The organism is Cupriavidus sp. 01T418 (assembly GCF_056398885.1).
Map to the genome: position 1 here is coordinate 35,769 of NZ_JBFTQG010000041.1, position 23,381 is coordinate 59,149.

Here is a 23,381-nt window from a genome sequence, read left to right on the forward strand (position 1 = left end):
AGCAAGGTATCCATAACATGGTGGGTATGGCTATTTTTGCATATCCCGGTCAGACGTCGAAAATGCGTTGCAGCAAGGCCATTTTATGTTCCCGTCCTGGTACGAGACCGCGACTTCGTCGCAGGCATGACGGGTAGTGCAGCCGGGATCGGCTCAAAGAGCGCCTCGATGTCTTCCGTGGAGAACTTGACGGCGCCGGCGGCATCTTCCGACAGGATCGCCTCGGCAAGCGCCGCCTTCCGCTCCTGCATTGCGACGATCTTCTCCTCGACACTGCCGGCGGTGATCAGCTTGTAGACGAACACGGGCTTGTCCTGGCCGAGACGGTGAGCGCGGTCGGTGGCCTGATTTTCAATGGCAGGGTTCCACCAGGGATCGTAATGAATGACGGTGTCGGCCGCCGTCAGGTTCAGACCAACACCGCCGGCCTTCAGGCTGATCAGGAAAAGCGGCACCTCGCCCTGTTTGAATCGCTTGACCGGCGTGACGCGATCGGTGGTATCCCCGGTCAGCACGACATACGGAATCCCGGCTTTTTCCACGGCCGCCGCAATGAGGTCGAGCATGCTGGTGAACTGCGAGAACAGCAGGATGCGGCGACCTTCCTCGATCAGTTCGGGCAGCATGTCGAGCAGCAGGTCAAGCTTGGCCGATTCCTTGATCCGGGCCGCCTGTCTGAGCTTGACGAGCCGCGGATCGCAGCAGACCTGGCGCAGCTTGAGCAACGCCTCCAGCACGATGATGTGGCTGCGCGCGAGGCCTTTTGCAGCGACGGCCGCACGGACCTTTTCCTGCATGGCTGCACGCACCGTCTCGTACAGGTCACGCTGCGCGCCTTCAAGCTCGACCGTTCGCACCATCATGGTCTTCGGCGGCAACTCGGTGGCGACCTCATCCTTGCGTCGGCGCAGCATGAACGGGCGGATACGCCGCGCGAGCAGGTCACGTCGTACCGTATCATCGCCTTTTTCGATGGGCGTGCGCCAGCGTCGGGTGAAGTCCTGGCGGGTGCCGAGGAACCCGGGCAACAGGAAATCGAACTGGGCCCACAGTTCGCCAAGATGGTTTTCGAGCGGGGTCCCTGTCAGGCAAAGGCGGTGTCGCGCACGCAGTTCGCGGATGGTTGCCGCGGACTTGGTGGCGGCGTTCTTGACGTACTGCGCCTCGTCTAGGATCAGCAGGTGATACTCGTGCTTGGCAAGGATTGCCTGGTCGCGCCACAGCAATGCGTAGGTGGTCAGGATGAGATCGTGCTTGCCAATTTGGTCAAAGCGCTCGTGACGTTGGGGCCCATGCAGATCCAGGACGCGTAGCTTTGGCGTGAAGCGCTGCGCTTCCTCGCACCAGTTGTGCATGAGGGTCGTCGGCACGACGATCAGCGCAGGCCGGTCCAGCCTGCCACGTTCCTTTTCGGTGAGGATGTGTGCCAGTGTCTGGATGGTCTTGCCGAGGCCCATCTCGTCGGCAAGCACACCAGACAGCTCGTGTTCGCGCAGGAACTGCATCCAGGCAAGTCCCTGGCGCTGGTAAGCACGCAGGTCGGCCTTCAGCCCACGCGGCACCGGCACGTCGGTCACCCCAGGGCCGGCCATCAGGCGCTGCGCGAGCTGCCGGATCGATGCATTACCGTGAAACTGCCAGCGCCCGGTCTGATCCAGGGCATGGAGCCGGGCCGCATCCCACTCGGAAATGCGCATGCCGGTGCCGAGCGAGTCGAACAGGTCGATCAGCACGCGCACGACCGGTTTGAGCCGATCAGCACGCAGGCGAAGCCGTTCGTTGCGGTCGGTCTTCAGGTCAATCGCTTCGTCGTCAGCGATGGTATCCAGCTTGCCCGACAGCCAGCGCGCATCGCGACGAAAGAGGTCTGCCAGCAGCGGCTCCAAGCGCACTGTACGGCCATTGACGGTGATGCCCATCTCGACGTCAAACCAACCATCGCCAGTCGGGCGCAGGTTGCCGTCAATCGCTTCGATCTCGATTACGTTGTGCCGGAACTCGTCGCTCATCACGACGCGCCAGCCGTTTGCCCTGAGCGCGGGCAGCACCAGCTTCATGAGTTCCGGCCAGTCCTCGTCATTCTCGGGGCCAAGCATGCCATCCGGAAACGGCTTTGGCCCGAATACATGATCGGCCCGAATTTTCCGAAACCCGGTCTTTTGCAACTCAGTCAGACGTTGGCGCTCGAGATCGGCGTCTCTTCTGATCTGGACGACCTCGCCGCCCGAGGCCCGAACAAGCGTAGTGTTGCTGTGCGCCGGGAGATTGTGCTCTGCGTAATCAAAGCTCACCGTTGCAAAATCCTGCGATGATGCCCAGGTCGGCAACGTGTCGAGTGCCAGCATGGGCACCGGCACGGTGTTGACGACCTGCACCGGCGCTACGTCATGCGCGGGTGGTACAGGCAGGTCGGGAGCAACTTCGCGCAGCACATTGCCAACGAGTGCAGCTTCGTCCGGCGTGATGGCCGGCATCGACAGGAAATCCGCGACCTGCTCCGCGGGCCACGGCAAAGCGAGCATTCCAGCTTCGCCCGAATGCGCATCCACATACCAGCATGGCTGAGTCGTCGTCAGCAACAGGGTGGCTGGTGGCTCGGCCTGCAAGACTGGCCGCACGCGCGAGTCGGGCTGCGCTTGCCACGTAATCTGTGCGCCGCGTGCAGGTCCGCTGTGCACCAGGCAGCGCGTTCCGGGATGCATAGTGCTCACGGCGGAAGATGCGAACATGCGGCCGGTAGCGATCAGCTTCTCGAGGGTGGCGGCACCAGTTGGGCCCTGCAGTCTGAAGCTGCCGGTACAGGCACCAGGCGAGCGGCCCAGCCACAATCCGCGCAGGATCGGCAGATCCTCCTCGCTGACAAATTTCGGCGGCTCGATCAGCGCTTTCTCCACGTTCTGCCACGGATCGTCAAGCGAGCGAATCGTACCGTCCGCGCCCACGCGGGCCTTGTACAGAAAGACCTCGGCGCCGCGATAGGATTGCCCAAGCACGTAAGCCAGTGCATGCGTGGCTTTGGCCGACTTCTTCTTGGCCGCGGGATTGGCCGCCGTGCGTCTGGCACGAAAACCTTCCAGCCAGGTAACCAGTTCCGCGCGCACGCCGGCTGCCGTTGGCTTGGGTTGGTGCGCGAGGCCGGCGATCAGCAGCGCTGCCACGTGCTTGCAGTCAACGCCGACCGGACACGTGCATTCCCCTTCCACCCACATGTCTTCTTCGATGTCGTGGAAGTACGCACGCACGTCGTACGGGCGCGTGCGGGTGCCTTGCACCAGGCCCGCCAAGGTGTCCTCGTCGATCCAGCGCAACTCCGAGACGGCGCTAGCATAGGAGCGTGCCTTGGACACCGTGTAGGGATCCAGCCATTCCGCGATTTGCCTGGGATTGTAGGAGATACACATCGGCCGAGGGATTCAGGTTGACAACGCGGGGAGCATTCTACGCGGGGAGGCTTCCGGCCGGTACGGCAACGGATTCAGGTTCCGACCCCGCCTGAGTGGTCTGGGCATCCCGGCGATCATCCTCCGCGTGCAGGTAGATGCCGGTCGTCTCGATCGAGGCGTGGCGGAGGTTCTTCTGGATAAAGCGGATATCGGTGCCGGCGTCGGCCTGATGTGAACCGACGACCTCATCAAGCGAATGAAGATCGCACCCGGAGGCCTAAGTTAGGGTACGTCCGGCATCGGCTCGATGCTCCACTATTTGATGGAGCTTCTCATGCAGAGGACGAACACCCATATGACGCACATACATTATCGTGACGTGTCGCGGGCGTTGGGCAGTGATCTCGCGGTCCGAGTGGACGGTGACTATCCCCGGGCCGAATCCAGCGCAATACGGATATTCCCTCGCCACGCCTCCCACTTCGACGGAGCTTAGTGCTCTATGCTGGCACACCACCACCGCAATTCGTATTAGTCAGCCGATGTGGCAAATCGACCCTACCTCCTTACGCCTCTTCATCGCAGTTTGCGAGGAGGGCACCATCGCCCGCGCCAGCGAGCGGGAATTTATCGCCCCCTCGGCCGTCAGCAAACGCATCTCGGATATCGAGGATGGCTTCCGTACCCCTTTGCTGGTACGCAGCCAGCGCGGAGTGACGCCGACGCCGGCCGGAGAGGCGTTGCTTCGCCATGCTCGCCAGATCATGCGTGGGATCGAACGACTACAAGCCGAACTGGGCGAGTACGCTGACGGCATGCGCGGGCACGTGCGCATGCTAGCCAACGTCTCGTCCATGGTTGAATTCCTGCCTGAGGAACTGACCAGCTTCCTGCAGCAAAACCCGGGCATCCAGGTGGACCTCGAAGAGCGCGTCAGCCCGGATGTCGTTCGCGGCGTAGCGGAAGGCAATGCCGACCTGGGTATCTGCCGCGGCTATGTGGCAACCGGCGATCTGGAGGCACTCCCCTACAGGGCGGACCACCTTGCCGTCGTGGTCAATGCCGGTCATGCATTGGCTGCCAGCCGCACACTCTGCTTCGAGGACACCCTTGACTACGACCAGCTCGGCCTGTCATCCACCGCTTCGCTGCATACGCTGATGTCCCGCATCGCCGCCGAGAAAGGCCGCAGCCTGCGTATCCGCACGCATGTCTCGACGATAGACGGGGCCTACCGCCTGATCCAATCCGGGCTGGGGCTCGGCATCTTGCCACTTGAGGCAGTGGGCCGCTATGCCGAAATGTATGGCTTGCGCGCCATCCCCCTGAGCGACGCCTGGGCAACCGGGCAATTCGTGATCTGTATGCGCAGTGCCGATTCCCTCTCGCTGGCGGCACGCAAGCTACTCGACCACTTGCTGGCGCGCGTGCCGGCACCCGCCTCCAGCGCCACGCCCTTGCCCTGACCGGCAGAAGCCGGGTTCCTGCGCGGCAAGCACCATCGCGAGCCGCGAGGGACTCGCTCGCCAAACACGTCTTTTCCGGGCGGGTAGTCCCCCTTAGCCTTCAGTCTCTAGCAAATGCACCTGGAGACTAAGCATGGCGGACGAACGAAACACCGTGATCGTCAATGAAGTTGGCTTGCGCGACGGCCTGCAGGCCGTCGCCCGGACCATGTCCACCCAAGGCAAGCGGCGGTGGATCGACGCGGCCTACGCCGCGGGCGTGCGGTATATGGAGGTGGCCTCCTTCGTCTCTCCCAAGCTTCTGCCGCAAATGGCGGACGCCGGCGAGGTCATCGCGCACGCGCGTTCCCTTCCCGGCCTGTTGGTTACCGTGCTGGTGCCCAACCTGCGCGGCGCCGAAATGGCCTTGACGGCAGGCGCGCACCGCATCGTCGCCCCGATCTCCATCAGTACCGAACACAGCCTGGCCAACGTCCGCAAGACGCCCCGGCAAATGGTCGACGAATTTCGCCGCATGCGCGAGTTGCTCGACAGCGACTCTCGCGGCGCCGCCACGACCTTGATCGCCGGCTTATCGACCGCCTTCGGCTGTACGCGCCAGGGCCATGTCCCAGTGGCCGACGTGTGCGAGATTGCGCGCCTGTCGGTCGAGGCCGGATGCGACATGCTATCCCTGGGTGACACTACCGGCTATGCCACGCCCGCCCAAGTGGGCAGGCTCATTGACGCCGTGCGCCCGCTGGCGCGCGGCATACCCATGGCCCTGCACTTCCACGACACGCGCGGCATGGGCCTGGCCAACACCATTGTGGCGCTACAGCATGGCATCCGCGAGTTTGACGCCTCGCTCGCCGGCCTTGGCGGCTGCCCCGCCGCGCCCGGTGCATCAGGCAATGTCACGACCGAGGACCTGGTCTTTATGCTGGAAAGCATGGGCTATCGCACCGGCATCGACATCGACCGGTTGGTCGCCTCGCGCGCCCTCATCGAGGAAGAACTGCCTGGCGAACCCTTGTATGGCTACATTGCGCGCAGCGGGCTGCCGAAGAACTTCACCGCCGTGTCGTGCGAAGGCACGGCCAGCGAGTCCGCACCGGCATTGGACACGAAGCCAGCGCCCGCCAGGCTGCCGCTGGAAGGCATCCGCGTGGTCGAGATGTCGCACATGGTGATGGGGCCAACCTGCGGGATGATCCTGGGCGACCTCGGCGCCGAAGTCATCAAGGTCGAGCCGCCACGTGGCGACGGCACGCGCCGCCTGCTTGGCGCCGGCGCGGGCTTTTTCCGCACCTTCAATCGCAACAAGAAGAGCGTGTCGCTCGACGTCGGCCAGCCTGCCGGCCGCGAGGCGCTGCAGCGCTTGGCTGCCTCCGCCGATGTCTTTATCGAGAACTTCAAGCCAGGCCGCATGGCGGAACTGGGCCTGGACTATGCAACGCTGCACCTGCAAAACGCGCGCCTGATCCATGTCTCGCACAAGGGCTTCCTCAACGGCCCTTACGAAAGCCGGCTGGCCCTGGACGAGGTAGTGCAGATGATGGCCGGGTTGGCCTATATGACAGGGCCCGTGGGGCGCCCGTTGCGCGCGGGCAGTTCCGTCAACGACATCATGGGCGGCATGTTCGGCGCCATCGGCGCGCTGGCTGCGCTGCACGAGCGCGGCCGCACCGGCATGGGCAAGGAAGTCCAGAGCGCGCTGTTCGAGAACTGTGTTCTGCTATGCGCCCAGCATATGCAGCAGTTCGCCGTGACGGGCCAGGCCGCGGCACCGATGCCGGAGCGTATCAACGCCTGGGCGGTCTATGACGTATTCCATCTGGCCGGCGGCGAGCAAATGTTCCTGGCCGCCACCGGCGATAGCCAGTGGAAGGCCCTGTGCAATCTGCTTGGCCTCGACGCACTTCTGGCCGACGAGACGCTCGCCACCAACAACGAGCGCGTGCTGGCCCGCGACCGCATCCTGCCCATCCTGGCTCAAGCGCTGCAGGACATTGATGCCGCGGCACTGGTACCACGCCTCGAATCCAGCAAGATTCCGTTCGCTGCCATCCGTCGTCCCGACGAACTCTTCGACGATCCGCATCTGCTGGCTAGCGGTGGCCTGGCAGACCTAGCGCTAGAGGACGGATCGAGCACGCCCATGCCGCTACTACCCTTTTCACTGGATGGCTGCCGCCTGCTGCCGCGCCGGGCCATCCCGGCGATTGGCGAGAACACCAGCGAAATCCTGCTCGACCTTGGCTATAGCGAAGGGCAGTTGCATGAACTTGCTGCGATCGGCGCGGTGAAGTTGCATGAAACGCCTGTGTCCATCGCCAAGGCAGCCTGAATCCACATATCAACCAGTACCAGAACCCAGGGAGACAAGCTTGGCAATCTACCGTTACGGCGACCATGTGCCCGCCATCCACGAAAGCTGCTATGTGGCGGATGCCGCCACTGTGCTCGGCAAGATTTCGCTGCACGAAGGCAGCAGCGTATGGCCGCAAGCCGTGCTGCGCGGCGACAACGAAGTCATCGAAATCGGGCCCGGCAGCAATGTGCAGGAAGGTGCCGTGCTCCACACCGACCCGGGCTATCCGCTCAAGCTCGGCAGCAACGTGACAGTTGGCCACCAGGCCATGCTGCATGGCTGCACGGTGGGCGACGGCACCCTGATCGGCATCCAGGCCGTGGTGCTCAACGGCGCCGTTTTCGGCCGCAACTGCCTGATTGGCGCGGGCGCGGTAGTCACCGAGGGGAAGGTCTTTCCCGACAACTCTCTGATCCTCGGGGCGCCAGCCAAGGTCGTGAGAGAGCTTAGCGAAGCCGATATCGCCGGGCTGCGCGTGAACGCCCTCGACTACGTGCAGCGCGCCCAGCAGCACAAGACCAGCCTCGAACGTATCGGCTAAGCAGGCAGGTCGACCCGGCAAGGAGATCGAGCAAGGCACCGCGACGTGCGCAAGCCCACTTGTTACCGGGCGCTGGCGCGGTAAAGGCATCAGACTCGCATCCGCCCACAACAACCGAATATGGAGACAACCATGCACCCCACCACATTGCGGGCCATTACCCGTATCACCACGGCCGTGGCCTTTGGGCTGGCCTGCTGCGCGCTACCGGCGCATGCCGCGGACAAATACCCGGCAAAGCCAATCAGGATGATCGTGCCGCACTCTCCCGGTTCCACCGCGGACATGGTGGCACGCACCGTAGCCGAGGGGCTGGGCAACCGGCTGGGCCAGCCCGTCTATGTGGAGAACAATGCCGGCGCCGCAGGCATCCCAGGCACGCGGCAACTGACCACTGCCGCTGCGGACGGATACACCATCGCCATCGTATCGTCGAACCACGCCACCAATCCCGGCCTCTACAAGCACCTTCCCTACGACTCGATCAAGGACATCACCCCGATCTCTGTCGTCGGGACCTCGCCGATGGTCATGGTGGTCAGCGGCGACTCCCCATTTAAAACCGTGCAGGACATCGTGGCAGCGGCAAAGGCCAAACCGGGCAGCATCAGCTTCGGTTCCTCCGGCAAGGGCACCATATTGCATCTGGCCGCCGAAATGTTCCTCGCCAAGACCGGCGTCAAGATGCTGCATGTGCCGTATCGGGGCGTCAACACCATGATGACCGACCTGATGGGCGGACAAATCCAGCTGGCCTTCCTGGGCATTCCCTCGGCCCTGCCGCAGATCAAGGCCGGCAAGCTGCTGGCGCTGGGCGTCACCACCCCCAACCGCGCCGAAAGCCTGCCAAACGTGCCGACGCTGGCCGAGGCAGGCGTCAAGGACTACGCCTACGAGGCGTGGGTCGCCATGATTGGCCCGGCCAATCTCCCGCCTGCCATCACCGAAAAACTGCAGGCCGAAGTCGGCAAGGTGCTCGCGACGCCTGCCGCGCGGGAAGTCTTCAGTGCGCAAGGTTTCGTGCCGGTCGGCAGCACGCCCGCGCTTGCCTTGCAAACCATCAAGAGCGAGATCGACAGAAGCCTGGCCTTGATCAAAGGCGCATCGATTTCCGCAGAGTAGCTCGGGAGGGGGAGCGCATAGCGAGCCCTGTCCTCTCCCCACTCCGCTCGATCGGTTCGATCCGCCAGATGCATGGCCACACGAAAAATAGAAAGACAAGGGAGAAGGTATGAGGAGAACTGTCATTGGTATGGCAATCGGAGCGTTGGCAAGTCTGGCGCAGGCAGAGAGCAGCGTCACCTTGTATGGGGTTGCCGACGCCAATATCGAATATGCGAACAATCTTTCCCGAGTGACCCCCACTGCGGCAAACGGCTTCGCCACCGGCGCTGCCGGAGACCGGTTCGCAGTAGCTTCGGGAGGGCTCTCCGGCTCCCGCTGGGGCTTGCGGGGCACCGAGGACCTGGGGGCAGGACTGAAGGCGCTTCTCGTCCTTGAAAGCGGCTTCAGCATCGATACAGGTTCATCGCAGCAAAGCGGCCGGCTCTTTGGCCGTCAAGCTTACGTTGGCCTGCAGTACGGGAACAGCCAGTTCACATTCGGGCGCCAGTACACCTCTGCATTCGACGCCTTTGCGAACTTCGCGCCCGCCAGGTATGCAACGCAATATGACCCGGCAGTAGCACTACTGGGCCTGAACTATCGATCGGACAACACGGCGAAGTACATCGGCACCTTTGGCGGCCTGATCGCGCAAGCGCACTGGTCGTTCGGCAACGGCGTAGCCGGCGCAGGGGAGGTTCCCGGACAGTTTCGCCGGGATACCGGTTATGGCGGCGCATTGACCTATGGCAGCGGAACGCTTGGCTTGACACTTACCTATGACCAGTATAACCCCACGTTGACCAGTGCCGGCGCCACCGGACTCTTCCGCAAAATCGGCGGTGCCGCGAGCTACACACTAGGGCCCGCCAAGATGATCGCCGGCTACCGGTGGGGTCGCAATACGGGCGCTAACGGCAATGCGCTGTTGAGGGACAACTTCTACTGGGTGGGTACCAACTACCAGGCAACTAGCGCATTGGGCTTATGGCTCGCCTACTACTACCTTGATGTGAAAAACTTGGCCGGCGTTGACATCAAGAATCCATGGCAGATCACAGCGATCGCGAACTACGCCTTGTCAAAGCGCACTGACATCTACGTGACATCAGCTTATTCGAGGAATTCAGGCCTGAATTTCGATACCTCCGCCATCAGCTTCGCCAACGGATACTTTCTCGCTTCCGGCAAGAACAGTATGCTTGGCGCGGCGATCGGGATAAGACACAGGTTCTAGCTTATCTCAAGTGGTGTATCTGCTTTGCTGCTCCCTGTGGGAAGCTGGCGCAGCGCCAGCTTCCCACTTATTAACGATGGGTTCGATGCAGGGCCGTCGCCGACCAGAGCGTCGGGGCCGGGGACAGCGTCAGCGGATCTTGGAGCACCACTGGATCGGATGGAAACGTGAGCTGCCCCCATTTTCTGCCAGGCTCTCAAGTTGGGCCAGGGCCAGAGTGTCGGCGATTAAAATAACTAGTCGAGAAGATTGATGGAGCTATGCACTAGACCCGAACACGGCGTTACTCCAGGTCTAGCGGCAAGCAATAGCGCTTCAGAACTTCAGATAGCCGTTCAACCAGACCGTGTCGGTGCTTGCAGCATTTCGGCTATAGATGCTACGTTGCCAACTCAGGAAAGCGCCCCACTGCGGGGTGCCGAATCCGACCTGGGGACCTAGGGTGATCGACTTCGTGCGATGGCCATCGCCAAACGCCGCAGCCCCATTCTGTTTGTCGTCGGTTAGCTGTGTCGCCAGATAGCCGCCAATTCCGACCAGCCATATCTTGCCGATGTGGTAGTTGATGCCGTAGTCAGCGACTAATTGAACCCCAGACCGATAATCGGTCGCGGGGTTTTCCCCGCTGATGTTCAGGTTGATCTTGGAACTCACTTCAAGCTCTCTGACTGGGAACCATGTAAACGAGTACGCCAGGTAGACGGTGTTTGCATTGTTCCCCGGGTTAAACGCCCGATTCTTGTCGTAGGATCCCGTGCGCGGCACAAGATCAAGCTCAACTGTCTGGAACAGTGCCGGAGACTTCCAGCCAAGCAGCACACCAAACATCGGATCACCGAACCCCCGCCCGCCGCTCGAGAACCCGAACGACGAAAAATTCAGCGTTCCGTCTACATATGGAATTGCGGCCTGCAGGGCCAGATTGCCCCCCAAAACGGGTTCCTCAAAAACATGGACCATGCGAATCGCGTGGGCCTGAAGGCTCCCGTCAACACCGGGAGGCGATGCCTCTCCATTCCCGCCGCGTAAGGAGCGGATGCTCTGAAATTTGTTGTAGCTGTATGCGTAGGTCCCCGGATCTCCGAGCAGGCCACTCATTACCGTCATGAGTCCGCTCGGGTAGCTTGTCGTGCCGTTTTCAAGAGCACTCGCGGTATGGGTGTAACAGCATGCCGCAACTGTGCACGCCAGACTGATGCCTTTGATTTTCATGTTTGTCTCCTCCGTATATGTCTTGTTTCGCGCAGCCAGGCAGTCCGGCCGCGACACACCAACGCCTAGAACTAATTTATACGTGCCGTATCGTATTTAATTTATGTAGAATGCGACACGCCCACAGTGATTCCCTAGCTGCTTGGCCGTTCAAGAAGCGCTCGTTGCAGTAGAACGCAGATTCGATCCTCTTCCAGTCTCAACGGTAGTGCCGTCAGCCGCATGCCGACGCACGGTCCCGCGACGCACAGACCGTCGCCGATGTTGAACCGAGCGCCATGACCATGACATACGATGAACCGCCTGGCGGCATCCAAGTACTCATCCTTCCGCCAGGGCAATGGCGACATCGGCCAGTGCGGGCATGAATTGACATAGGCGTACAAGCCGCCGTCTGCGCGCACGACGAATGCTTGATCCTGCCCCTTGTCCTCGCCCTCTACACCGCGAGCGCCACCAACCTGCAAGTCGCTGAGCCGGCAGACAAAGGTCCAGGTGCCTGCGTCATCTCCCATCGATTTCTCCGTGGTCTAGCCGATCGGTGCAAAGCTCACCAAACACCTCACAGACCTCGATTTCGAAACGAAACGTACAGCATCATATTATTTCCATCTCGCAGCAACTACAAGGGTAAGCCCGCAGGCAGCCGCATAGGGGCAAACCCTGCCCATTGACAAACGATACGTACCGTATAGATTATAGGCCTATCCCCATCCGGTGCAGCGCACCTACTTTGCGCAAAGCGCCTACACCATCCTCTAGGAGTCTGAAGAATGAAGCTTGGCCGAATTGGTGTTCAAGGTCCTGACGGCAATGTGGCCCGTCTCGTACTTGTCCTTCCCGAAGAAGGACGCGTGATTGATCTGAAGAAGGCAAAGAGCCTGGCTTTACGCAGCAACGGCGCAACGCTGGAGGCGGCGAATCGCCTCGCCGAGGCACTTTTTCCCCAGAGCATGTCGGCCGCGCTCGCTCTGGGCGATACGTTCCTGCTAGCGGCGCGGGCCGTCGATGCCGAGCGCAGGGACGAGGCGTCGGTCGATTTGGGAAGCGTAAGCTGGCTGCCGGCATCGGACCCCTCGGTCGTCCGGGACGGTCTCACCTTTATTGGTCACATCAAGGGCTTTCACGAGAAGATCGGCCATGCGCCGACCCCAAGCCTTCTGCAAATTCCGGGCTACTTCAAGGGGACCCCTCACACGGTCATTGGTCATGAGGCCGAAGTTCCGTGGCCCGGCTATATTGAACACATGGACTACGAGCTGGAACTGGGCTACGTCATTGGCCGCCGAGGCGGCAATTTGCGACCCGAAAGTGCGCGCGATTACCTGTTCGGCATTACGATCTTCAACGATTTCAGCGCCCGCGACCGACAGGCTATCGAGATGCCAATCCAGATGGGGCCGACCAAATGCAAGGACTTCGCCTATGGCATCGGCCCGTGGATTACCACAATTGATGAATTCCCAGACCTCGATGCCATCCCGATGGAAGTCCGGGTCAACGGGGAAGTTTGGGGAAGGGGCACCAGCGCCAACAAGCTTTGGACCGTCGAAGAGCTGATAGCCTGGTCGAGCCTCGGGGAACAACTGGAGCCGGGCGATGTCATTGGCTCTGGAACGATGGGAGGTGGATCCGCCTTGGAACTCGGGCGCAAGCTTCAGCCGGGCGACGTTGTCGAGCTTGAGGTTGGCGGCATCGGTACGTTGCGTAACCGCTTTGGTCAGCCCCAGCCGGACCTCTGGTGGCCGGAACAGCGCAAGCCGTTCATGTAACAAGCTGAACGTTCGGCGCGTAGCGGGGGAGCTTTCAGCAGCCCTGGCGCTCCGGACTAAGCTCCGCACTAAGCCGATGCCGTGCATCCCTCGTCAGGGATGCACGGCGGCGACGTATTATGAGACGACTTGACTTATAATTGCCGAATATCCACGACACGACGTGCTCCAGGGACACCCCAATCATGACCGCATCCGCAACCATCGTTCGGCGAAGCGTGGGCCGTCCGCGAAGTGAAACGACGCGTACGGAAATCCTCGCAGCAACCATTCGTCTGCTCGAAGAGCAAAGCGTTCAGTCCATTACTATCGAAGGCATTGCGCGTGAAGCCGGAGTCGGCAAGGCAACGATCTACCGCTGGTGGGATTCAAAGGCTCTGGTGGTCATCGACGCCTTCATGGAGTATCACATCGTCAAGACGCCGATGCCACGCGGTCTTCCGCCCGGTGCGGCAATCGCGCAGCATCTTCGATCGCTGATTCAAGAGTACGCTGGCTGGTCGGGAAGGATCGTCGCACAGATCATTGGCGAGGGCCAATCGGATCCGTCTGTGCTCAGGGAGTTTCGAGAGCGCTTTCACTATGGGCGCCGCGCGGTCGTCCGTGAAACACTTGAGGCATGGCGCCAGGAATCTCGTATTCCCGTCCCCGCTCATATCGAGACCTTGGGCGATCTTCTGTACGGTCCGGTCTATATGCGACTACTGCTGGGCCATGGTCCTCTTGACGAGGATTTCGCCAACGAGCACATCGGCTATGTGTTTTCCCTTCTCGGCGTCGACTTGAAGCTTTCTGAGGATGGCGCTAAGCAGGCTGCCCGGCCCCGGGCTTCGCAGAAGGCGCCCCCAAAGCGGCGGGCCGGCTAAGTCTGCCTTCATTTTCCCTGTTGAACAAAGGCGGCGTATGCGCCGCCTTTTCTCCGCCGGCATCCTTAGAAATTGACTTCCTTGGGCCCCTTCAGACTCAGCATTTCCCGAACATCATCAGGCGCTGCTATCTCCATCCCGAGTTCCTCCAGGATTCGCCGGATCTTCCGGACCTGGCCTGCATTGGATTGCGCGAGCTGGCCCCGGCCGATGTATAGGCTATCCTCGAGCCCGACACGCACATTCCCGCCCATCAGGCTCGACATGGTCGCGATGGGCATTTGGTGACGACCCGCGGCCAACACCGACCAGTGGTATGCATCGCCGAACAGTCTGTCGGCGGTCCGCTTCTGATGCAGAAGATCCTCCGCATGCGCGCCAATGCCACCACGCAAGCCAAATACCGATTGAATGAATAGCGGAGGCTTTACCAACCCACGCTCCAAGAAGTACTGCAGCGTGTAGAGGTGCCCGATGTCATAGCATTCGAACTCGAACCGGGTACCGCCTGCATTTCCGATCTTCTCAAGAATCCACTCGATATCGGCGTACGTGTTGCGAAAAACGAGACCTTTCGTGTCGCGCAGGAACGGCTCCTCCCAATCGTACTTCCACTCGCGCTTGCGCTCTGCCATTTCAGACAGAACGAGGTTCAGCGAACCCATATTGAGCGAACACATCTCCGGGCGCAGCTCCACCCCAGCCTGCGCGCGCTCCTCGATAGGCATGTTGGGACCGCCACCTCCCGTCGAAATGTTGATGACTGCATCGGAGGCGTCCTTGATCGCTCCGACAAACTGACGGAAGATTGCCGGATCCCCGGTGGGACGGCCATTCTCCGGATTCCGCGCGTGCAGATGCACAATGGACGCCCCGGCTTCGATTGCCTCCAGCGATTGAGACGCAATCTGCCCCGGGGTGACAGGCAGATAGTTGGACATCGACGGTGTATGGGCGCCACCCGTGACCGCACACGTAATGATGACCTTCTTCATAGCGGCTCCCCTTCTACCAGGTCCAGCAGCACGAACGCCATACGGCACGGCCTGTCGGAGCGGTTAGCCCAACTGTGATTTGTGGCACGCTGGATGAGGACGTCGCCTGCCACCATGAGCTTTTCTCCGTCATCCATCAGTGCCCAGATCTCGCCCTCAAGAACGAAAGCGTAGTCAAGCGATGCCGTCTTATGGAACCAGATGTGGCGTGCATTTTCGTCCTTATCTCGCACACCATTCTTGTCCAGGAACTGGCGCAGCTCATTCTCGTCGTATGTGGCGTCAGGCGGAAAGTCGACGATACGCAGCAGCGAGCCGCCCTTCGAATGAAAGCCGCAGTCATGCCCAGGAGGCGCCGGCTCCTCGCCAGGCGCCCGCCCCTCTCCCGTGATCCATACCACCTGAGCGATCGGTAGGCCCGGTCTCATCACAACATTCGGGGTTGGCCCGTCCGAAATGAAACACGACTTACCTTGTGCGTTCTCGCCCGTCACAATCCGACGCACGGGTGGGGCGTGTTGACGTTGCGACACCGCTTCCCTATCCGACATTGAGTTCATCATTTATCCTTTACGAGTCGTATCGTATTGTATGATGGTTGCTCGGATGGATCGCTGTCAACCTCTGGATTTCACGGAGTCGCCACCAAGCGCGTACATCATCATCTTGACAAACGATACGCATCGTTCTTTAATGTGCAGGAGCTCAGAACAAAGAGGATGCAATGGAGACACAAACCTTGCGAGCCATGTGGTTCGTTACGCCGGCGCTTGCAGCAATCGCTGCCGCCATGCCGGCAGCCCAGCAGAGCACATTGCAGGCGATTCGAAACACTTCATCGGACGCTCAGTACGACGCACTAGTGGCTGGCGAAGTGGACGTTGTTGTCACCGCCATGGACAACGTTCTAGCCTGGAACCAGCGCCCGGGTCCGCGGGACTTCTGCATCGTCGCGCAGATTGAATCTACGACGCCCCTTACGCTCGTGGCTCAACCGAACATCAACCAGATCGGCGCATTGGCCGGCTCCAACATACTCGTCGACTCGCCGGACAATGGTTTTGTGGTCGCCCTCAGAGCGATGCTGAAGGACCATGGGCTGGATGAATCCGACTACCTGCTCACCCCCGTTGGCGGCGTGAAGGAGCGGTTTGATGCGTTACTGGAGCGTCAGGGCGATGCAACGCTCCTGGGTCCGCCATTCGATTCCGTCGCGGTCACCAAAGGGCTGTCGGCGGTGGCATCGATTCAGCAGCACTACCCGGTTTTCCCGGGCCAGGGTGTCGTCATTCGCCGCGGCAACAAGGCGGCACGCCCGCATGTCGCGGTCTGGCTGCAAAATCTTGAGAGGGCACGTATTGCCCTCGTCCAGAACACAGGGTGGGCCCGCGAGGTCCTGACAACCTCCGGCTTCCCCGAGCCGGCCGCCCAAGCCATGGTTGATGCAGTGCCCACGACGCTGCGCCCGGCCGAAACCGGTGTCGCCCTCTTGATCGCACATCGAAAGTCTCTCGGTCTGCCTGGTTCGCACGAGTCGTATGAAACCATGGTGGACGAGTCTCTGTTGCCAAACTCCTCGCAGGACAACGCATGAAAAATTACGCGCTTGGGACGTTCTCCCATGATCAAGGGCCCCGTTTCGCTGGCGTGGTGATAGACCATCGAGTTCTGCCGCTAAGCGAACTGTCCAGATACAACGCATCGGCAAACGTGTTCACAGGAAAAAGCGTACTCGGCTTACTGGACGACTGGGAGACACTGCTGCCTGTCCTGAATAGCGTCGTCTCCGATCTGCCAGAGACCGCGCCATGGCTGTCGCTAGACGATGTCCAGACATGGGCTCCAGTCGACTTGCCCCGTCAGATCTTCTGTACCGGTGCGAACTATCGCAAGCACGTGGTAGATCTGACCATCGACATGAAAGTGGGTCCGGAAGGCCTGGACGAAGCAGGCTTGCGTGCCTGGGCAGAAAAGATGATGGACGACCGGCTGGCCAACGGCGAACCTTACGTCTTCACCAAGCCGGTTTCGGCCGTATCCGGCCCCTTTGACGACCTGATGCTCCCACGGACCACCAGCCAACCCGACTGGGAACTGGAACTGGCGGTTGTCATCGGCCGCGGCGGTTACCGCATTCCGTTGGAACGCTCTTGGGAACACGTCGCAGGGTTCACGATCGTCAATGACATCTCAGCACGGGATCTGATTGCCCGCACCGACTACAAGATGCTTGGCACCGACTGGCTTCGTTCCAAGGGGCAGCCAGGCTTTCTCCCTATGGGGCCCTACCTGGTACCACGCCACTGCGTGCCCGACCCACATCAGCTCTCCATGCGCCTGACGGTCTCCGGCAAAGTCATGCAAGACGAGACGACGGCAGACATGCTTTTCGGGATCGAGCGTCAGATCGAGTACATTTCCCGGTACACCAGGCTGCTTCCGGGGGACATCATTTGTACTGGCTCCCCTGCAGGCAATGGCACGCACCACAACCGGTTCCTCCATGAGGGTGACGTCATGGAAGCCAGCATCGAAGGGCTGGGTTCGCAACGCCAACGCTGCGTCGCCCAACGTGACCACGATGCTTGATGCCAAGGTGGTCGCGGACAATGCGGACCGCGTTCTGATTCACGAACTCATTGCGTCCGCACGAGGCAACGTTCCGCTGCGGACCAATCCTGCACTGGACGCACTGCAGACGGTGTTTGTTCATGGCAGTCCAGGCGCCGTCATACTACGCTTCTCCGCTACCGTCCATTCCGTCCAGGGAAATGGCGTCGTTGCAGGTGGAACGCTCACGTCCATGCTGGACTTTGGCATGGCGTTTGCCGTTCTGTCCAAGCTGCCGCCGGCGAAGACATGCGCCACAATCAGCCTCACGGTGAACATGCAGGCGTCGGCGCGGGTCGGAGACTTTCTGGTTGAAGCAAATGTATCCCGGGTTGGCGGCCGTGTTGCGTTCGTTCGCGCTGAACTCTATGACACCGAAAGGACACGGCTGATCGCGGAGGCTGTCGCGTCTTTCGCGGTCCTCGATGTCCTCGGATAGCCCCGCCCCAGCACTTTGGCACACCCTTTCTGTCGGCCGCGGCTCCCTTCTGATGCCGCGGGCAGACGCGTCTTCAGCGCAAACCGAACAGATGCATTCTGATGGACTGCAAATGGTCGCGCATTGCCTGCTCCGACCGTGATGGGTTGTGGGTCCGAATTGCGTCAGTGATTTGCACATGCTCGCCGTCCGTGGTCGCTTTGGGACTGGACGCTTGACCGTAGACTTCCTCCACCCTGCTGTCCAGGCTTGCCTTTACCTGCGCCCGCAGCATGTCATACAGCATCACTAGCAGGACATTGTGGGTCGCTTCCGCAATGATCCGATGAAGGCGCTCGTCCAGCCGCTTCCACTGGGGGAACGACACGGTTTCTGCCATCTGAGCAAGACACGCATCTATCTTTGCAATGTCCGCCGGCGTCGCATGAATCGCCGCTTGCGCCGCGAGTTGTGGCTCGAACAGCAAGCGGGCATTCATGATGTCATCGACGCTAATTGAAGTTGCCAGGCTTTGCTCGCCTGGCGTGGCTTCTCGCGGCCCCACGAATGTTCCCTTTGAGGTCAGGCGAGTCGGGGTAGTCCCAGGCTGTCGAAGTAGGCCGTGGTCAGTACCCGGTGAATCGCCGATAGGCTGTTGTGCCACCAGCGACGGCATAACGCCGCCGCCGACTGCGCCACCTGCGGTGGAGCCCCCAGGCGAAGCAGTTCGCGGTAGATCGTCTTGCCCCTGCGCCACTGTTTGAGTTGCAGGGCCCGAAGCCGACGCCTCAACCATTCATCCAGCGAACGCCAGATTCTGGAGGTTTGCGCCAGTCCGAAGTAAGCTTTCCAACCCATCAGCCAGGGACGCAACTGATCGACCACGGCCTATAGGCTACGTCCGCCGCTGCGGCGCGTCAGTTTCCTGCGCTTCGCTTCATTCGCTGTGATCAACTTACGGCGGGACTTGCGCCCGCAGGAGTGCGCCCATGCTGGGCGCACAAAAATAGCCCGCAGATGCGGGCCACCTGCTTCGTTAGGCTCTGTCCAGTTGCGACACTGGACTTCAGAATGGCTGCGCGAGAATGCCGTAACCTTCCATCAGAAGCTCGACGGCACGGGTTCCATCGGCATGCGGGTCTTGCTCCGCCTGGCAAATGGCAAGCGACGTTTCGTAGATGCGTTGGACACGATCGAACCGCCGCGCGCTGTACGAAGCAAGTGCCTCGTCAATATCTGCACGGACTGAAAGCTCTTCGGACAAAACTACCGCATCTTCGATGGCCATCCCGCCACCTGAGGTCAACTGCGGCGTGACGGCATGCGCGGCGTCGCCCAATAACGCGACTCGCCCCTTGTACCAGGGCGCCGGCATAAGCAAGATGTCGAAAGGTCGATAGCTGACGTAGCGGCTACCGTCGCAGCGCGCAATCGCTTCGCGAAGCTCTGGCGCCGAGAAGCCCTCCAGGCGCTGCCTGAACATGCCGCTCAGCTCCGCTTCAGGCATGTGCATGTGTTCCTGCGCATTCTCCAGGAAGAAGTAGTAGCACAGCTCTTCTGACAACGGCAGGCAGCCAACCGTTCGACCATCGTTGTGCTTGTACAGTGCAAATCCATCGAATGACGTCAAGCGCTCGACGGTAAAGCGCCACGCACCCTGTCCAGCATAGGTGGGCTTGAATTCCTCACCAAATACTTTGGTGCGGGTCTTGGAATAGGTGCCATCGGCTGCGACCAGAAGGTCGCAGCGCCCGGTCTCGCCGCTCGACAACCGGTATGAGACGCCGTCCGGGACCTGCTCAAAGTCTTCTACAGTGGTATGGTAGTCGATCTGCACTCCGCCGGCCAAAGCGTGCGACTCCAATACTTCAGCGAGCTTCGGACGCATGACGCCGATGGCGCCAGGTGCATCCGGACGAAAGGTGCGCGGTGGTCGCTGATCTTTCGTCTCGTGCCCTGCTTCATTGCGCACACTGACGGTATCCCATCCCGTCCCGACTGCGATGCAGGCATCCGCGAGTCCGAGCTTGTCCAGAGCGCGTAGGGAATTCCCAAGGAGGAAGATGCCGGTGCCCTGCTGCTCAGACCTTCTGCTCGCCTCGATTACTCGCACTTGCATTCCCGCTTGCGCCAGGCCATGTGCGAGTGTCATACCGCCGATGCCGCCGCCAACTACCAACACACTGTATTGAGATTTCACATTGTCTCCATGTTTTCTATTTGCCCCGAGAAGCGCCGATGGCGTCCTCAAGGCCTGGCTGTTCCCGCGCACCGCAGCAACGCCACATCCATGACGTAGATACATATAATATACGCCTCGTATCGTTTTTATGATCAGGGTTTCCACCCATGATGGCACGCCAAATCGGAGCAGATACCGACTTGATTGCGTCGGCCTTCGGCCGTATTATGATACTGCACGTATCGGTATTTTAGGCACCGGTATCATGTGACCAAATCTACCCACAGGACATGAAGCGATGAAGATTCTTGGACCAGACACTCTCGTATTCGGCGTCGAAGACGTCGCGAGCTGCACGCAATTTCTGACCGACTATGGGCTGACGCCTACGGGCGGCGGACGATTCGAAGCGTTGGATGGCACCGGCGTCATCATTGCTTCAAAGGACGACCCTTCGCTACCCTCGTGGCCGTTCGAGACGGCCAACCAGTTGCGCAAGACGGTGTATGGCGTCCAGGACCACGCCACGCTGGAAGCCATCGCGACGGAACTGAGCCGTGACCGCGAAGTAAGACGGCTCCCGGATGGCTCCATCGAGTCCGTCGATGACGTCGGCTTTGCTCTTGGTTTTCAGGTGACTGTGCGCCGGCCGCTGGATTTGCCAGCGGAAGCCGTCAATGCACCTGGCGATTCGCGACGCGGCGTCAACGTGCCCGGAGCGCCGGCAGACAAGGGCTCGCCCACGCCTCGGCCACGTTCGCTGTCGCACGTCGTTTACTTTGTCCCCGACACCGAGAAGGCGGAGGCGTTTTATGTCAATCGCCTTGGCTTTCGCATTAGTGATCGCTTCATCAACATGGGGCCGTTTCTCCGCCCGGCCGGTACGCTGGACCACCATACCCTCTTCTTGATTCAGACTCCCGCTGTCATGCAAGGGTGTGATCACTTCACTTTTCATATGGGAGGCCCCTCCGAAGTCCTTCAGGCAGGTTACGCGTTCGCTGAAAAGGGCTACGAGACCTTCTGGGGTCCGGGCCGCCACCGCTTCGGTTCCAATTATTTCTGGTACTTCAACTCGCCAATGGGCTGCCACATTGAGTACGACGCGGACATGGACCAACACGACGATTCATGGGTACCGCGGGTGGCCCCGGCAGTGGCAGACAACGCTCAGGTCTATCTCTTCAACCGACGCGAAATCTGGGCTCCCGGCGGCCCGCCCCCCGCAAAGGTGTCCCTGTAAGCCTTCATACAGTCTCGATGACCGGCCAGCGGCTGCAAAGCGTGACTGTTGCAGCCGCTTCTCCTACCTTGCTGCGGAAGCAGACATCTTCGCCAGAATACCGTTCGGCAAATCACGTCGCACTACCGCAGCAGGTCTCCGACATTTGGGGCATAAGGCGGACGTCGCCCGACTAACGCCTGCTCCAGAGTGAAGCTGATCCGATCTCCACCGCTTCGTACTCAAGACGCCGCGCCACAACCCTCCAAAGCACGCTCACGACGCGTACGTGCTTGACCGTTCGAGCTTCGGCCGCTAAGCATTCGCCGTTCAGTTCATGCATCTGGCGACAGTCTAACGTCCCCCTCCCGCATAGCACTGCCTCACTACACCCGGCTCGCTACACCCGGGTTTCACCCGATACGTGGTTTGCTACAGCCATCTATCATTAGACTCAATTACGAAACACACCGTTTCGTATTATTTTTGATGGAGACAACGGTGAATAGAACTGCTGATAGTCTGGGTGGCCGGGCGGCGCTCGTAGTGGGCCATTGTGCTGGAATGATAGACATTGTTGCCCTGCCGGTATGGGTGGGGATCGTCCTGATCGGACAATATGGGCTTGATCCCCAAGGCGCTGGTACATTGGCCACACTCTTTCTTGGCGCAGTGGTAGCCAGTAGTCTGTTCTTCTCACCTCGCATCAGGAGCATTCGCGGCACGGTAGCCGCGCCTGTCGGCTTCGCGATTGCGGCCGCAGGCTTCCTCGCGTTGTCCACAACGAGGGACTACGGCGCAATGGTTGCGCTGCATCTGCTATGTGGACTGGCGGTCGGCTGCAGCCTTTCATTCACGCATTCAACAATCGGTTCGAGCGCCAATCCGCATCGCCTCATCGCGGTTGGATTCACCGCTCTTAGTGTCGTTTCGTTGGGCTTTCTGGGCGGCGTACCACGCTTGGTAAACGCCACGGGCGGCGCATCGCTGTTCCTCGTTTTGGCCGCCATCATGCTTGTCGCAACTCTAGTCGCAGCCTTGGGCTTTCCGACTCAGCGCCGTTCAGGCTCACACGGAGGCGGCTTCGCCGCGCATGCCCCTCTAACGCGTGGGGTGTGGTTCGCCATGGTTGGGACAAGCTTCATGACGATGAACAATGCCATGATGCTGAGCTTTCTCGAACCGGTTGGAGCCGCGCGCGGCTTCGGTCAGGAGCAGGTCATGGCGGTACTGCTTGCTGTCGGCCTCGTGAATCTCTTTCCTGGCATGCTGGCCGCCATCTTCGAAAGCCGCATCTCTGCTCGGGCGGTAATGCTTACCGGCCCTTTTCTGCAGGGCGCGCTAGGCGTACTGCTGACGCATTCGACCCTGTTTCCCGCATATGCAGTCGCCGGTGCACTTTGCCCGGGGGTGCTGATCTTTGCCCACACCTTTGTGTTCGCCTTCCTGGCGCGCAATGATCCGTCGACACGGGCAGTAGCAGCGACACCGGTGATGGCCATGGCGGGATCGGCGCTCGGACCCATTGTTGGCGGCGTCGCGGCACAACATCTGGGGTACGAGAGCATCGGCATGGTAGTTGCCGCTGCCGCAGCCCTGGGGACAATGTGCTTCTGGCAAGCCTGGCGCAGCACGCCGGCCACGCTGCCTACCACCACGCCGGCAGTGTGAACTCTTCACGCTCGGCCATTTATCCTGACCGCGGAATTCTGAAGTCTAGGATTCCCCGCCCTCACCGGAGAACCATGCTGCAATACAAATGCGATGGCGCAGCCGTGAAGTGTAGTAACAATGGATCTTCCGCACTTTGTGTGACGAGGGCGCACGCACTGGCGTGGAGGATGTTGTAGCGTGGAACGGCCGTCGTCTCCCGTAGAACAAAGGAAAGTTGTCACTGTTTCCGAGGTAATGTCGTCAATCCGCGTGACAGCGGCATCGCAACCGGACGCAACATCAATAAAATCAGCGACTTACACCCAGCGAAGTAAAATTGTCACCGGCTGAGGGGCGCGAACATGTC

20 protein-coding genes and 2 pseudogenes are annotated in these 23,381 nt (G+C 60.7%); 13 read left to right on the forward strand and 9 right to left on the reverse strand.

Annotation, left to right across the window (positions count from 1 at the left end; translation table 11 throughout):
• Nucleotides 1-83: 83 nt before the first annotated feature.
• On the reverse strand, nt 84-3,401 hold the full coding sequence (locus AC1DQ3_RS28255) for a DEAD/DEAH box helicase (protein ID WP_477123454.1): 3,318 nt from the start codon (nt 3,399-3,401) through the stop codon (nt 84-86).
• A 37-nt stretch (nt 3,402-3,438) separates the two neighbouring features.
• Nucleotides 3,439-3,621 (reverse strand): annotated as a pseudogene (locus AC1DQ3_RS28260) (site-specific integrase); the annotation flags it as partial.
• A gap of 304 nt (nt 3,622-3,925) precedes the next feature.
• On the opposite strand from AC1DQ3_RS28260, the gene AC1DQ3_RS28265 reads away from it, so the two are divergent.
• The 6 genes and pseudogenes from AC1DQ3_RS28265 (at nt 3,926) to AC1DQ3_RS28290 (ending at nt 10,084) form a co-directional block, all read left to right on the forward strand.
• Complete coding sequence (locus tag AC1DQ3_RS28265; RefSeq protein ID WP_477123455.1) at nt 3,926-4,849, forward strand: LysR substrate-binding domain-containing protein; 924 nt, start codon at nt 3,926-3,928, stop codon at nt 4,847-4,849.
• Nucleotides 4,850-4,982: 133 nt separating this feature from the next.
• Nucleotides 4,983-5,837 (forward strand): annotated as a pseudogene (locus tag AC1DQ3_RS28270) (hydroxymethylglutaryl-CoA lyase); the annotation flags it as partial.
• Between the two features lie 138 nt (nt 5,838-5,975).
• Nucleotides 5,976-7,178 carry a CaiB/BaiF CoA transferase family protein gene (locus AC1DQ3_RS28275; RefSeq protein ID WP_477123476.1) on the forward strand — a complete coding sequence of 401 codons (1,203 nt, stop codon included), beginning with the start codon at nt 5,976-5,978 and terminating at the stop codon, nt 7,176-7,178.
• 40 nt (nt 7,179-7,218) lie between these two features.
• Entirely contained in the window at nt 7,219-7,743 is a 525-nt protein-coding gene (locus AC1DQ3_RS28280) for a gamma carbonic anhydrase family protein (RefSeq protein WP_174427852.1), read from the forward strand.
• A gap of 132 nt (nt 7,744-7,875) precedes the next feature.
• Complete coding sequence (locus AC1DQ3_RS28285; protein WP_477123456.1) at nt 7,876-8,865, forward strand: Bug family tripartite tricarboxylate transporter substrate binding protein; 990 nt, start codon at nt 7,876-7,878, stop codon at nt 8,863-8,865.
• Nucleotides 8,866-8,974: 109 nt separating this feature from the next.
• Nucleotides 8,975-10,084: a porin gene (locus AC1DQ3_RS28290; protein ID WP_477123457.1), complete on the forward strand. Its 1,110-nt coding sequence runs from the start codon at nt 8,975-8,977 to the stop codon at nt 10,082-10,084.
• 315 nt (nt 10,085-10,399) lie between these two features.
• On the opposite strand, the gene AC1DQ3_RS28295 is transcribed toward AC1DQ3_RS28290, so the two are convergent.
• Both AC1DQ3_RS28295 and AC1DQ3_RS28300 read right to left on the reverse strand, forming a co-directional pair.
• Entirely contained in the window at nt 10,400-11,296 is an 897-nt protein-coding gene (locus AC1DQ3_RS28295; protein ID WP_477123458.1) for a SphA family protein, read from the reverse strand.
• A gap of 134 nt (nt 11,297-11,430) precedes the next feature.
• Entirely contained in the window at nt 11,431-11,811 is a 381-nt protein-coding gene (locus tag AC1DQ3_RS28300; RefSeq protein WP_477123459.1) for a Rieske (2Fe-2S) protein, read from the reverse strand.
• A 258-nt stretch (nt 11,812-12,069) separates the two neighbouring features.
• Between AC1DQ3_RS28300 and AC1DQ3_RS28305 the strand changes: the two genes are divergently transcribed.
• Entirely contained in the window at nt 12,070-13,068 is a 999-nt protein-coding gene (locus AC1DQ3_RS28305; RefSeq protein WP_477123460.1) for a fumarylacetoacetate hydrolase family protein, read from the forward strand.
• Between the two features lie 185 nt (nt 13,069-13,253).
• A complete protein-coding gene (locus AC1DQ3_RS28310) occupies nt 13,254-13,934 on the forward strand; it encodes a TetR/AcrR family transcriptional regulator (protein WP_477123461.1) in 681 nt (226 codons plus the stop codon).
• A 65-nt stretch (nt 13,935-13,999) separates the two neighbouring features.
• Here AC1DQ3_RS28310 and kce read toward each other — a convergent pair whose 3' ends face one another.
• Together kce and AC1DQ3_RS28320 are read right to left on the reverse strand one after the other, a co-directional pair.
• The gene (gene kce, locus AC1DQ3_RS28315; protein ID WP_477123462.1) at nt 14,000-14,929 is read right to left on the reverse strand and encodes a 3,5-dioxohexanoate:acetyl-CoA acetone transferase; all 930 of its coding nucleotides are present in this window, start codon (nt 14,927-14,929) and stop codon (nt 14,000-14,002) included.
• Nucleotides 14,926-15,492, reverse strand: coding sequence for a cupin domain-containing protein (locus AC1DQ3_RS28320; protein WP_477123463.1), 567 nt, complete (start codon nt 15,490-15,492; stop codon nt 14,926-14,928). Before AC1DQ3_RS28320 ends, kce begins: the two co-directional genes overlap by 4 nt.
• 161 nt (nt 15,493-15,653) lie before the next feature.
• Here AC1DQ3_RS28320 and AC1DQ3_RS28325 point away from each other — a divergent pair, with 161 nt between their 5' ends.
• The 3 genes from AC1DQ3_RS28325 to AC1DQ3_RS28335 are packed head-to-tail and all read left to right on the forward strand — an operon-like array spanning nt 15,654 to nt 17,978.
• Nucleotides 15,654-16,523: an ABC transporter substrate-binding protein gene (locus tag AC1DQ3_RS28325; protein WP_477123464.1), complete on the forward strand. Its 870-nt coding sequence runs from the start codon at nt 15,654-15,656 to the stop codon at nt 16,521-16,523.
• Nucleotides 16,520-17,518, forward strand: a complete 999-nt coding sequence (locus AC1DQ3_RS28330) for a fumarylacetoacetate hydrolase family protein (RefSeq protein WP_477123465.1) — start codon at nt 16,520-16,522, stop codon at nt 17,516-17,518. Before AC1DQ3_RS28325 ends, AC1DQ3_RS28330 begins: the two co-directional genes overlap by 4 nt.
• Nucleotides 17,511-17,978, forward strand: coding sequence for a PaaI family thioesterase (locus tag AC1DQ3_RS28335; RefSeq protein WP_477123466.1), 468 nt, complete (start codon nt 17,511-17,513; stop codon nt 17,976-17,978). Before AC1DQ3_RS28330 ends, AC1DQ3_RS28335 begins: the two co-directional genes overlap by 8 nt.
• A gap of 73 nt (nt 17,979-18,051) precedes the next feature.
• Here the strand turns inward: AC1DQ3_RS28335 and AC1DQ3_RS28340 are convergent, their stop codons facing one another.
• From AC1DQ3_RS28340 to AC1DQ3_RS28350, 3 genes are all read right to left on the reverse strand, one after another.
• The gene (locus tag AC1DQ3_RS28340; protein WP_477123467.1) at nt 18,052-18,456 is read right to left on the reverse strand and encodes a FadR/GntR family transcriptional regulator; all 405 of its coding nucleotides are present in this window, start codon (nt 18,454-18,456) and stop codon (nt 18,052-18,054) included.
• An 83-nt stretch (nt 18,457-18,539) separates the two neighbouring features.
• Complete coding sequence (locus tag AC1DQ3_RS28345; RefSeq protein WP_477123468.1) at nt 18,540-18,842, reverse strand: group II intron maturase-specific domain-containing protein; 303 nt, start codon at nt 18,840-18,842, stop codon at nt 18,540-18,542.
• 181 nt (nt 18,843-19,023) lie between these two features.
• Nucleotides 19,024-20,157, reverse strand: a complete 1,134-nt coding sequence (locus AC1DQ3_RS28350) for an FAD-dependent monooxygenase (protein ID WP_477123469.1) — start codon at nt 20,155-20,157, stop codon at nt 19,024-19,026.
• Nucleotides 20,158-20,437: 280 nt separating this feature from the next.
• Between AC1DQ3_RS28350 and AC1DQ3_RS28355 the strand changes: the two genes are divergently transcribed.
• Together AC1DQ3_RS28355 and AC1DQ3_RS28360 are read left to right on the forward strand one after the other, a co-directional pair.
• A complete protein-coding gene (locus AC1DQ3_RS28355) occupies nt 20,438-21,382 on the forward strand; it encodes a VOC family protein (protein ID WP_477123470.1) in 945 nt (314 codons plus the stop codon).
• Nucleotides 21,383-21,925: 543 nt separating this feature from the next.
• A complete protein-coding gene (locus AC1DQ3_RS28360; protein WP_477123471.1) occupies nt 21,926-23,032 on the forward strand; it encodes an MFS transporter in 1,107 nt (368 codons plus the stop codon).
• Nucleotides 23,033-23,381: the final 349 nt, after the last annotated feature.